This window comes from Methylotenera sp. (genome assembly GCF_013141425.1).
Taxonomy (GTDB): domain Bacteria; phylum Pseudomonadota; class Gammaproteobacteria; order Burkholderiales; family Methylophilaceae; genus Methylotenera.
The window spans coordinates 1-11,539 of the sequence record NZ_JABFRA010000122.1 but is presented as its reverse complement, the minus strand read 5'-3'; the positions used below and the strand labels follow the sequence as shown (position 1 = coordinate 11,539).

Annotated in this window: 10 protein-coding genes; 2 read left to right on the top strand and 8 right to left on the bottom strand. The window is 43.5% G+C overall.

What is annotated here, in order from left to right:
• The 7 genes from creD to waaC form a co-directional block, all read right to left on the bottom strand.
• A partial coding sequence (creD, locus tag HOO90_RS10675) for a cell envelope integrity protein CreD (RefSeq protein WP_292842860.1) occupies window positions 1-1,332 on the bottom strand: 1,332 nt, incomplete at its 3' end.
• Window positions 1,333-1,478: 146 nt separating this feature from the next.
• Complete coding sequence (creC, locus tag HOO90_RS10670; RefSeq protein ID WP_292842858.1) at window positions 1,479-2,918, bottom strand: two-component system sensor histidine kinase CreC; 1,440 nt, start codon at window positions 2,916-2,918, stop codon at window positions 1,479-1,481.
• Window positions 2,919-2,991: 73 nt separating this feature from the next.
• Window positions 2,992-3,666: a two-component system response regulator CreB gene (creB, locus tag HOO90_RS10665; RefSeq protein WP_292842856.1), complete on the bottom strand. Its 675-nt coding sequence runs from the start codon at window positions 3,664-3,666 to the stop codon at window positions 2,992-2,994.
• A gap of 72 nt (window positions 3,667-3,738) precedes the next feature.
• Window positions 3,739-4,860, bottom strand: coding sequence for a molecular chaperone DnaJ (dnaJ, locus tag HOO90_RS10660; protein ID WP_292842854.1), 1,122 nt, complete (start codon window positions 4,858-4,860; stop codon window positions 3,739-3,741).
• A 106-nt stretch (window positions 4,861-4,966) separates the two neighbouring features.
• Window positions 4,967-6,889: a molecular chaperone DnaK gene (gene dnaK / locus HOO90_RS10655; RefSeq protein ID WP_292842852.1), complete on the bottom strand. Its 1,923-nt coding sequence runs from the start codon at window positions 6,887-6,889 to the stop codon at window positions 4,967-4,969.
• A gap of 131 nt (window positions 6,890-7,020) precedes the next feature.
• A complete protein-coding gene (gene grpE / locus HOO90_RS10650) occupies window positions 7,021-7,545 on the bottom strand; it encodes a nucleotide exchange factor GrpE (RefSeq protein ID WP_292842850.1) in 525 nt (174 codons plus the stop codon).
• 114 nt (window positions 7,546-7,659) lie between these two features.
• Complete coding sequence (gene waaC / locus HOO90_RS10645; protein WP_292842848.1) at window positions 7,660-8,622, bottom strand: lipopolysaccharide heptosyltransferase I; 963 nt, start codon at window positions 8,620-8,622, stop codon at window positions 7,660-7,662.
• Between the two features lie 28 nt (window positions 8,623-8,650).
• On the opposite strand from waaC, the gene HOO90_RS10640 reads away from it, so the two are divergent.
• Complete coding sequence (locus tag HOO90_RS10640) at window positions 8,651-9,793, top strand: glycosyltransferase family 4 protein (RefSeq protein ID WP_292842846.1); 1,143 nt, start codon at window positions 8,651-8,653, stop codon at window positions 9,791-9,793.
• A 12-nt stretch (window positions 9,794-9,805) separates the two neighbouring features.
• Window positions 9,806-10,621 carry a lipopolysaccharide core heptose(I) kinase RfaP gene (gene rfaP, locus HOO90_RS10635; RefSeq protein ID WP_292842844.1) on the top strand — a complete coding sequence of 272 codons (816 nt, stop codon included), beginning with the start codon at window positions 9,806-9,808 and terminating at the stop codon, window positions 10,619-10,621.
• 22 nt (window positions 10,622-10,643) lie between these two features.
• On the opposite strand, the gene HOO90_RS10630 is transcribed toward rfaP, so the two are convergent.
• The gene (locus tag HOO90_RS10630; protein ID WP_292842842.1) at window positions 10,644-11,510 is read right to left on the bottom strand and encodes a lysophospholipid acyltransferase family protein; all 867 of its coding nucleotides are present in this window, start codon (window positions 11,508-11,510) and stop codon (window positions 10,644-10,646) included.
• Between the last annotated feature and the right edge of the window lie 29 nt (window positions 11,511-11,539).

Here is an 11,539-nt window from a genome sequence, read left to right as displayed (position 1 = left end):
ATACCAATCGACCTTACGCGTAATGACCATGGTGAGCGCAAGCAAGCCAAATACTAATAAAGAACCCATCAGCAAGGCATTATCTTCTGAGGCTAATATGCCATAGAGCGCACCGTATAAGGCGGTGAGTAGCCCTGCAAACATGAAGCCATGACTTTTACTTTTAAGTACATGCGTCAGGTAATAGCTAAGTAGGGCAATGCAGGCCAAGCTGGCCATCAAGTAAGCGATTGCAAAGCTAATATGCTCAGAAAGCGAAATTAGTAACAAGTAAAATAAAGCCATGGCTAAGCCGACAAGCGTATATTGCGCAGGGTGTATGCGTAGGTGCTTTAATATTTCAAAGATAAAGAATCCAGCAAATGTTAAGCCGATGAAGAGTAAGCCGTATTTAGTGGCGCGGTCGGCTTGACTGTATACGTTGATGGGCTCAACAAAGCCGATTGAAAGTGATTCCAATGTTGGATTTGAAGTACTTTTTTCATCCCAGCGTTTTTCGAGCTGATTAATCAAAGTGGTTTGGTTGCTACTCGATAAAGATGAAACCGCCCATTTGGCTTCAAAGCCCGCCGGTGTGATTTTTTGTGTTGAAGCATCTGGTAAAAAACTACCGTTAAAGTGTGGGTGCTGCCAGCTTGAATGCAGTGCTATCGTGTTGCTATCGGCAATTGGAGTGAAATTAAAAGTCTCCATACCGCGTAAATTCAGTTTAAATTCAAACGTAAGATTTTTGCTTGCTAGGACATTTAATTTGTCTAAGTTAGCGTGGATGCCATTGCCCAGCGTGTTGAGATTAGTCCCTTGTTCAAACTCGAATAGCTGACCATTTAACGTGAGTTCTGGTTTGCCTTTAATACCACGCGTGTCGCTAATCCCTAGGCTTACATAGGCAGGTAAAAGTGTAATCTTGCCACCTTCATGTTGTGGGTTAATAGCAAAATCCGCAGTTAGTTTGAAGGTGCCTTTTACATTGCCACCCAGCTGGTACATCAAGGCTTTGTAAATGCCCAGTTTTTTATATTCATTGGTAAAGCCACCACTTATTTCCAGCGTGTCGGGTAGGGCAAACACCACTAATTCCTCTTTATGCTTTACAACTTTTTTAATCTTATTTTCAGTGACAATTTCGTCATATTCTTCAATGTATGGAATCGCCAATACTGGACCAACGATGGTCTGCGCACCAGCTGAACTGGCGGCGATTTGCTGCTTGACTTCAACCTGCCGAAATTGCCGCTCTTTGATAAGTGAATTGATGTACATCACCGCCCACGACATGACGATGGTCAGCAGAAAGATGCCGATGACTTTAAATATAAACGCGCGATTCATGACTAACTCCTAATTAATAAGGTGGAGTTAGCAGAATATCGAGCCTAGATGAAGTGTTGATGCGCTTGTGTGAAGTGAGTGTGAAGTTTTGTCAACGGTCATGCTGAAACAAGTTCAGCATGACAGTGGTTGGGTTGCTAAAGCATTTACATCGGCAAAGTAATTGTGGCGACCGCACCACCATTAGGATTGTTTTGAAGTGTGACGCTTCCACCATGCAACTTCACCACTTCTTGTACAAAGTTTAAGCCTAAACCAGTACTTTTTTGGCCAGCATTGGCTGTGTTTTGCGGACGTGGTAGCGAATAAAATTTATCAAACACTTTAGTTAAAGCATAATCCGGAATACCTGCGCCTGCATCATGCACGGTAATTTTAATTTGATGGTTTTTTTCTGTTACCTCGATTTTTATTTCGCTCTTGGGCGGGCTAAAATCCAGTGCATTTTCCAGCAAGTTGTGTATTGCTTGTCCAAGTAAAAAGCTATCGGCTTTAATTAAAATGGCAGGCCTGCAGGCCGCATGGATACTGGCTTGCAGGGCATGTGTTTTTTGGTTTAAGTGCTTGATTTGCGTTTGAATTAATTCGTGCAAATTTACCTGGCTAACTTGTTGCAATTGTTGCTGATGTTCCAGTGCTGCCAAGCCCAGCATGTTTTGAATAATAATTTGTACACGGTTCGATTGCGCTTTAATTTGCCCTAAAAAATGTGCTTGTGTTTCAGGTGGCATGCTGGGCGAAATAAGCTCCAGCGCGCCTTGAATCGCCGTTATCGGGCTTTTAAGTTCATGCGTTAAGTGCTGAATAGAATCTTGCACATGCTGTTTGCCATCTAACTCCTGCCGCATGGATTGCATGGCAAGCGCCAGTTCGGTGAGTTCGTCATTGCTTGAAATTGGTGGCGTGGCTTTTTCACCTTTCGTTACGCGCACGGCATAATCTCGTAATGCATTGATTTTATTAGTAAAGCGCCAAGTGAAAAGGGAGCCGATTACGATAGATAGTAGGAATAACAATGCACCCCAGTGTATAATTTTGCTTTGTGCTCGTTCAATAAACGGTAGCAAAGCCCGATTTGGCTTGGCAACAGTAAGTGAGCCAATTATTATATTGCCTTCTTTGATAGGCGCAGCAATGTACATGATGGTGTCGCTGTTCTCATCCCCTGGCACTACTAGGCTTGAACGCACACCATATTTACCGCGCAAAGTTAAGTATACGTCGTTCCAGCGCGAGTAATCTTGCCCTAACGCCAGTTTGGCCGAATCAAAAATAACGATGCCTTTATCGTTAGTAATATAGACGCGGTAATCAGCCACTTGTTTTTTGATGCCCCAAATATTGGCCTTGGAGGCGCGTGATTGATATTGCGCTAAACTCTGCGCAAAATTTCCAGTTTGAATCGTGCCGGTTTTTACATCGTTCGTTGCCAATTCTGCCAGCACATTTGCCGTGTCCACTAAGGTGTCTTCCATTGCTTGGCGAACACCAGGTTTCACTTCATCGACAAAGACATAAAGCACAAACCAAGCGGCGAGGCCGACCAGTAAAAAATATCCTAAAAATATTTTGAGGCTAATTTTCATTTGTTATAAATTTTAATTTCCGTTAGCCCTGCGCTTGTCGAAGGGTGAGATGGGCAGTTCATCAAGTGCAACCTCATGTCAGCAAGCTATAACCCATGCCACGATGAGTGACAATCGCCTCGCTAGCAGCGTCGATAGCACGCAGCTTTGCTCGTAAGGTTTTAATGTGCGCATCCACCGTGCGTTCTAGTGTGTTTTCGGCATTCGCCCAAACAATATCCATCAATTGGTCGCGCGAATAAACGCGTTTCGGTTGTTTAATTAAGGTTTTGAGTAGCAAAAATTCGTAGCGCGTGAGCTCCAAATAGTGGTTTTTGTATTGAATGCGATGGGCGGTATCATCGACTGTGAAGTGCCCATTTTTGCTGTTGGTATCAGGCATTAACTCTGTGCGGCGTAATATTGCCTTGACTCGCGCTACAACTTCACGCGGACTAAAAGGCTTGGTGACATAGTCATCTGCACCAATTTCTAGGCCAATAATGCGGTCAATCTCATGATTACGTGCGGTCAAAAATAAGATCGGAATATTAAATTCAGCACGAATCAGTTTGCAAACATCAAAACCTGTCATGTCGGGCAAGCCGACATCGAGTATAACGAAATCAAAAGCGTGTTGCCTGAGTTGATTAAGTGCTTCGCCCCCCAAAAATTTGTGCACGGTGGCGATGCCTGCTTCTTTAAACGCGTAAATCAGCGTTTCAGCAATGGCGAGTTCGTCTTCTATAATTAGTACTTGTATTGACATAGCGTTATTCTAGATGAGAATGTTATACAAAAGGCGCATAGTGTGTGCCTTTTGTATTTCACACACCTAAAGCTAGCCAAAGAAGTCTTTTGCTTTATCCACCCAGCTTTTGTTTTTTGGGCTGTGTTTGCCTGAATCCGCCTGTGTGCTGGTTTCAAATTCGCGCAGTAATTCTTTTTGTTTTTCCGTTAACTTAACAGGAGTTTCAACTACAACATGCACCATTAAATCACCAGCTTCAGATTGACGTAGTGGCTTAATGCCTTTGCCGCGTAGCCTGAAGACGCCGCCAGTTTGTGTTTCAGCGGGAATCTTCATCTTGGCCGAGCCGCCGAGTGTTGGTACTTCGATTTCTCCACCAAGCGCGGCGGTGCTGAAACTGATCGGCATTTCGCAATGCAGATTGCCACCTTCGCGCTGAAAAATGTCGTGTTCTTTTAGGTGAATTACAACGTATAAATCGCCAGTAGGTCCACCGTTTACGCCAGCTTCACCTTCACCACTTAGGCGGATTCTATCTCCTTCATCCACGCCTGCAGGAATCTTCACAGAAAGCGTTTTGTTTTGTTTGGTGCGTCCAGCGCCGCTACAGGTTGGGCAAGGGTCCTTCACCATTTTGCCGTTGCCGTGACATTTCGGGCAGGTTTGCTGCACGGAGAAAAAGCCTTGCTGCATGCGCACTTGACCATGACCGCCACAAGTCGTACAAGTAACGGGTTGCGTGCCAGGCCGTGCGCCTGAGCCTTTACAGGTTTCGCAGGTGGATTGCACGGGGATGCGAATTTTTGATTCGATTCCTTTTGCGGCATCTTCAAGCGAGATTTCCATGTTGTAGCGCAAATCGGCACCGCGATAGACATTATTACGCTGCCCACCAGAACGGCCGCCGCCAAAAATGTCGCCAAAGATATCGCCAAATGCATCGCTAAAGCCTGCACCACCAAAGCCACCTGCTCCTGCGCCTTGTTCTACGCCTGCATGCCCGTATTGGTCATATGCGGCTCGTTTCTGGCTGTCAGATAGCATTTCATAGGCCTCTTTTGCCTCTTTAAATTGCTCTTCTGCTTTGGGGTTGTCAGGGTTGCGATCGGGGTGAAACTTCATCGCCAGTTTGCGATAAGACTTTTTAATGTCTTCTTCAGAAGCGTCTTTATTTACGCCGAGAACTTCGTAATAATCTTTTTTGGTAGCCATAATATTCGTCGTTATAAATAGTCATTAGGCGTTAGTTGTTAGCGAAAAAGTCGTTAGTGCTATTTGGCACTAACGACTATCAAGTGACGACTAACGACTGCTTTATTTAGTCTTTTTTCACTTCTTCAAATTCAGCGTCTACCACGTCACCATCCACGGTTTTTTCACTTTGTTGGTTTGGTTGTGCGCTTTCAGTATTCGCTTGCGCTTGCTGTTCAGCATAAACTTTTTCACCTAACTTTTGTGATGCCTCTGTTAAGGTTTTTGTTGTAGCTTCAATCGTTTCTTTATCATCAGACTTAATCGCTTCTTCAACCTCTTTTAACGCTGTTTCAATCGCTTCTTTTTCTGCAACATCTAATTTGTCGCCATGTTCAGCCAGTGATTTTTTCACTGAGTGTAATAAGCCATCTGCAGAATTTCGCACATCAACAAGTTCGCGTAATTTGCGGTCTTCTTCGGCGTATTTAACAGCATCCTCTTCCATCTGTTGAATTTCAGCTTCACTTAGGCCGCTATTTGCTTTAATGGTAATTTTGTTCTCTTTACCTGTAGCTTTGTCTTTTGCTGATACATGCAAAATACCGTTTGCATCAATGTCAAAAGTAACTTCAATTTGCGGCATGCCACGTGGTGCGGGCGGAATATCTGACAAATTAAATTGACCGAGTGACTTGTTAGCAGAAGCTAATTCACGTTCACCTTGCAATACTTGAATCGTCACTGCGTTTTGGTTGTCATCCGCGGTTGAGAATGTTTGTGAGGCTTTGGTCGGAATCGTGGTATTTTTCTTGATAACTTTAGTCATTACGCCACCAAGTGTTTCAATCCCAAGTGATAAAGGCGTTACGTCAAGTAACAACACATCTTTTACATCGCCTTTCAACACGCCGCCTTGAATTGCCGCACCTACCGCTACAGCTTCATCAGGGTTTACGTCTTTACGTGGCTCTTTGCCGAAAATCTCTTTTACTTTTTCTTGCACTTTTGGCATACGGCTTTGACCGCCCACCAAAATCACATCAGTAATATCTTCAATTTTTACACCAGCGTCTTTAATCGCAGTGCGGCATGGTGCCATGGTGCGTTCAATTAAATCTTCAACAAGTGATTCTAATTTAGCGCGGGTGATTTTTACCACTAAGTGCTTAGGACCAGTCGCATCCGCCGTAATATATGGCAAGTTCACTTCAGTTTGTTGTGCGCCAGATAATTCAATTTTCGCTTTTTCAGCAGCTTCTTTTAGGCGTTGTTTAGCTAATAAGTCATTGCGTAAATCTAAGCCATTTTCTTTCTTAAATTCGTCTGCTAAGAAATCGATTAAGCGGTTATCAAAGTCTTCACCACCAAGGAATGTATCGCCGTTGGTTGAAAGTACTTCAAATTGATGTTCGCCATCGATACTTGAAATTTCAATAATTGAAACGTCGAATGTACCGCCGCCCAAGTCATACACGGCAATTTTACGGTCGCCTTCTTGTTTATCTAAACCAAACGCCAATGCAGCAGCAGTAGGCTCATTGATGATACGTTTAACATCTAAACCCGCAATACGGCCCGCATCTTTAGTGGCTTGGCGTTGGCTATCGTTAAAGTAAGCTGGAACAGTAATCACCGCTTCAGTCACTTCTTCACCTAAGTAGTCTTCCGCCGTTTTTTTCATTTTGCGTAAAACTTCAGCAGAGATTTGTGGAGGGGCCATTTTTACACCACGCACTTCAACCCATGCATCGCCGTTATCCGCTTTTGCAATGGTGTAAGGCATTAAGCCAATATCTTTTTGCACTTCTTTTTCATCGAAACGGCGACCGATTAAGCGTTTAACCGCAAATAGTGTATTTTTCGGGTTGGTCACAGCCTGACGTTTGGCTGGTGCGCCCGCTAAGATTTCACCGTCTTCTTGATAGGCGATGATGGATGGCGTAGTACGTGCGCCTTCCGCATTTTCAATCACGCGAGGTTTTCCGCCTTCCATCACTGCAACGCAAGAGTTTGTTGTACCTAAGTCAATACCAATAATTTTTCCCATAATTCCTATTCCTTTACTAATTAATTTGCTGTTTTACGCTTTGGTAAGCAGCTGTTAAATTTTTACCTTGAAGCTATTGTGGTGATTGTTTTTGTTATTTCAAGTGGCTGGTTTAATTGATTGAATAAAATTTACTTAGCCACCATCACTAAAGCTGGACGTAACACACGGTCATTTAGCGTGTAGCCTTTTTGTAATACTTGGGTCACCGTATTCGGCTCACCACTATTTTCTAACATGCTGATAGCTTGATGTTTGTTTGGGTCAAACTTCTCGCCCAGTGGATTGATTTCCGCAATGTTGAATTTATCAAACACCGATGCAAGCTGATTCGCGGTTAGTTTTACACCATCTTTGTAGCTTTGTACGTCGGCAGTTTCTATTAGAAGTGCAGCATCCAAACTATCCTTCACGGCCAATAGTTCATTTGAAAACTTCTCTAAGGCAAATTTACGCGCTTTTTCAATGTCATCTAAAGCGCGACGACGAATATTTTCACCATCGGCTTTCACATATAAAACAGCCGCTTGCGCTTCAGCAAGTTGCACCTCTAATTCGCCAATGCGTTCGTCGAGTGACCCTGCGGCACCACTTTGTTGAAAGCTGGTATCAGGCTGCACCGTTTCATTTTCTGGATTTTGGTTTTCTTGCTGCATGAATTTCTCCACTTAAAAATTTCAAATTGAATGACAATGTTCTGATAATGGGGCTAGCTGAAAAGATTTCAAGGCTAAATGGTGAAGAAATGCGAAATAAATTGGTTTAAATTACTACTTATATTGGCTAAGAAACGTTTTAAATACTTCGGCGACAGTTGGAATGGAGTGTATATTGCCAAGGTTAATGGCAGGTGTATGCCTACCAGCGTAAACGCCAGTGAGTGCTGGGTCGGTGTCTGTGTAAAGGGCAATGGTCGGAATATTGAGCGCTGCTGCCAAATGCGATAGTCCAGTATCAACGCCTATCGCCGCTTTTGCTTTGCTAATGATGGTAGCAAGTTGCGCGATGCTCGATTTTGGCAAAACGATGGCATTTTTTAATTTACTAGCAATGTGTTGTGCCCGTTCAAACTCTGCTTGGCTCGCCCAGGGCAATACTAAATCCAATTGCCTTTCAGCTAGTTGTTGGCCCAACGCTATCCAATGGTCTGTTGGCCAAAGTTTGGATTCACGACTCGTGCCGTGCAGGCCGATCACATAGGGTGAGTGTAGGGGTTGGTCTGATTGGATAGCTGCCTGAATGCCATAATCTGGCGCATCTTTTGGAACTGGATAGCCTAGACTTAGCGCGACCAGCGTGCGATTCCGATGCACAGCGTGTTGCTGATACTGAATGGAATGTTTTTCTTCATAGCACCAACTTGCCAGCGTCTCACGTATTGATTTTTTGTCATAGCCATGTTTGATGCCATTTGCAAAACGCGTGATGATGCCGCTTTTAATCAGGCCTTGCGTATCAATGACAACATCGTATTGATTTTTTGAGAGCGTTTTAATCACGCTGTATAGTTCACACCAGGTTTTACGTTTGAATAATTGCTTACGCCAGCGACGCAGAGCAAGCGTGATTATCTGATGGACTTGTGGGTGAAGGCGTGGGATATCCGCAAAACTTTCTTCTACCACCCAGTCGATGATGGCGTCTGGGTAATGCAGAAAAATATCGTTCACCACGGGTAAGTTGTGAATGACATCACCTAATGAAGAGGTTTTAACCAGCAAAATTCGTTTCATAGCATTATTTTCGCATACAATCCTGAAAATGAAGTTTGCGTTTACTATATTTAAATACTTTCCATATGGCGGTGTTCAGCGTGACATGTTGCGTATTGCCAATGATTGTGCAAAATTGGGGCATAAGGTTACAATTTATACAGGCGAATGGCGCGGAGATAAGCCAGTAGGTAATGTGCAGGTTCACATTTTGCCAAGTACAGGCTGGCTTAACCATCAGCGACACCAGTCGCTAATAGCCAATATGCAAGCCGCCTTGAAGTTGGCACCGGTTGATTTTGTGGTGGGCTTTAATCGTATGGCTGGCTTAGGTGCTTATTACGCGGCAGACCCTTGTTTTATTGCACGTGCTTATCATGAAAAATCCTGGTTTTATCGTCTGGGTGCGCGATTTCGATTTTTTAGAAATTGTGAAAATGCGGTCTTTTCTAGGCAAAGTCATTGTCAAATATTATTGTTAACTACGCGGGATAAAGCGGAGTTTCAACACTGGTATCAAACGCCTGAAGTACGTTTACATGTCTTGCAGCCCAATATCCCTGCCGATAAATTTAAAAACAAAGATAGGACATGTGCGCGAGACTATTTGCTTAAGCAATTTTCTTTACCTCAAGATGCAAATGTGATTCTGACAGTTGGTTCGGCTTATATTAGAAAAGGCGTAGACCGAGTAGTGAAAGCAATTGCCGCTCTGCCTGAGACGATTAAACAAAATACATGGTTGCTTGCTGTGGGTGAGTATGAGTCCAGCAGCAGTTTTGCTAAAGATGCAAAAAGGCTAGGCGTTGCAGAGCGCTGTATTCAGGCGGGTGGCAGAGCTGATGTTGCCGATTTGATGTTGGGCGCAAATTTATTGGCGCATCCTGCCCGTTCAGAATTGGCCGGCTTGGTGATTATTGAGGCGATGACTGCGGGTTTGCCAGTGTTGCTGACCGATGTTTGTGGCTATGCCAGCCATGTGAAAACTGCTGGTGCAGGCCTTGTGTTGGAATCGCCCTATAACCAAGCGCAGTGTAATGCCAGTTTGCTTACTATGTTAATGACTGATAATGTAAGTTGGACAAACGCTGGCTTAAACTACACAAATTCTATTTTAGAAAAATCATCCCCAACGGCTGAGGCTGATTTAATTATTCAATTTGCCTTAAAGCAAAATACAAGAAGCGGCTAGTGAATTAAAACGATGTGGACTAAACAATATTTATCACTTCCTGAACACTTGCGCAAACCAGGCGAAGATATGTTTGCCTATATCATGCAAATGCAAGGTAAAGCTTTTCGAGATGTTGGCATACGCAAAACTATACAAGTAAGCCTTAATGGCAAAAGTTATTTTGTTAAACAGCATTTTGGGGTGGGCTGGCGCGAGATTTTTAAAAACCTAATCAGCTTTAAAGTGCCCATCGTAAGTGCAATAACAGAGGTAAGTGCGATACAAAAATTAGAGGAAGTCGGCATTGCAACCACACCACTTGTGGCTTATGGTGTGAAAGGGAGCAACCCCGCGACACAGCAATCTTTTATTATTACCCAAGATTTGGGCGATATTACCTCGCTTGAAGATGTTTGTGCCGACTGGCAAACCAATCCGCCAGAAGCTGCATTCAAGCAAACGGTGGTGATTGCGATGGCAAAACTGGCGGCAAAGTTGCATGCGGCAGGGCTATGCCACCGCGATTTTTACTTATGCCACTTAGCGCTTAATAAGGCGGAGTTGTCAAAAAATCAGGTGAATTTGATTTTAATCGATCTGCATCGCGTTTTATTAAATCAGTCACCACACGGCAAGACTGTGATGAAGGATATTTCAGGTTTGGTTTTTTCAACCATGAATTGCGGTTTTACCGCAGAAGACTGGGCTTTGTTCAAAGAGCACTATCTGCCACAGTCAGAAGCTTTTTGGGTGGATGTGAATGCCCGCGCCAATAAACTTTATACCAAATTTCACAGCGATAAATTTCAAAAAAGATTGGCAGTAGAGCGATTAGGCATGGACTAAGGCTTAAGGCGAAAATTTGTAACTAATTTTCTGACAGTCTTTTCTCTCTTTTGATAATGCGGTTTCTTACTTTATATCGCGGATAGCTCCACAAGTATTGCGTCGGTTTTTGTGCGATTTGTTGCTCAATGGCTTGATTGAGTAAGGTTGGGGTTGCTACTGCACCCTCAGCTAATTTTGTGAGATGAATTTCAAAACCTTGAGCATTCTCGAGCCGTTCGCCAAAGGCCATAATAATAGTCGCCCCCGTTTTTTCGGCAAGTTTACTCACTAAGGTCATCGTATAGGCAGGCTTGCCAAAAAAAGACGCCAATTCGCCTTCGCCTCTTGCGGGCACTTGATCTGGCAGAATACCAATGGCCTCACCGCGCTTTAATGCCTGCATTAGTAGCCGAACTCCTTGTAGATTTGCAGTGGCTAATTTTACTTGGTTGTGCGCGCGTCCAGATTCCGTCATTAATTGTAACCAGCGTTTTTTAGGGCGACGAAAAAGCACGGTGATGGGATGTTGCGCGCCATAAAAAATTGAAGTAATTTCAAAGCAACCCATATGCGGCGTTAGAAAGATAATTCCCTTTTGTTTGGCAATCGCTTCTTCAATCAGGTGGTAATTCTTGCTTGGCTTAACCCAAGCAAGCGTTTCTTTATCTTGTTTCTGCCAAATGGCTAAACTCTCAATAATCGACTTGCCGTTTTCAATGACATTTAATTTACTTATTTGGTTAATCGTCGATTCGTCATTAAACAACTTACTTTGTGCAAGGTTTTCACGAATTCTTTTTTTAGCTTGTGGCATGAATAGATACATGGCATAACCTAAAATAGCACCTAAGCGATGAATGTTGGCGAGTGAAAGTAAGGCGAGCGGTTTGAATAAAAGACTAAGCATGCAAAATCATAACATATCAAAAGGCCATT